We start from the raw sequence: 452 nt of genomic DNA, 5'->3' as shown, positions 1-452 counted from the left end.
GTCGAATTTCGGCTTGCCGGGCTTTTTCGCCCAGGGCTTGGTCTCCGTCGCGCCGGTGCGTTCGGGCTGCGCGCGTTTTTCGAATTTCGGCTTGTGAGCACCTTGGGGCGCGTTCGCTTCGAAGGGCCGCTTGCCACGATGCGGCTTCTTGTCGGGTTTCGGTGGCTGGTAGCCGGCCGGCGACAGGTCGGGCGTGCCGTCGAGCCGCTTGACCGCGATGTTGTTCTGCAATTTGCGGTCGGGGCCAATTGCGGCGAGGAAGCGGTCGGCCCAGTCGGCGGCGATCTGCACGAAGGTCTCTTCCGGCTGCATCTTGATGGCGCCGATCTCGCGCTTGGACATGCCCGCGGTGCGGCACAGCATCGGGATCAGCCACCGCGGCTCGGCGCTCTGGCGGCGGCCGACCGAAAGCGAGAACCAGACGCTGTAGCCGAAATCCTCCCGGCGTCCCG

At 66.8% G+C, this 452-nt stretch carries 1 protein-coding gene; it reads right to left on the bottom strand.

All coding sequences use genetic code 11. The annotated features are described in order from the left end of the window. Positions 1-452: DbpA RNA binding domain-containing protein (locus EN807_RS32600; protein WP_189522667.1), on the bottom strand; the 452-nt coding region annotated here is incomplete at both ends.

The sequence above is a fragment of the Mesorhizobium sp. M5C.F.Ca.ET.164.01.1.1 genome (genome assembly GCF_004792125.1).
GTDB classification, from domain to species: Bacteria; Pseudomonadota; Alphaproteobacteria; order Rhizobiales; family Rhizobiaceae; genus Mesorhizobium; species Mesorhizobium wenxiniae.
Note: the sequence above shows the minus strand (reverse complement) of the source record. Positions and strands in the feature narration are given on the sequence as shown.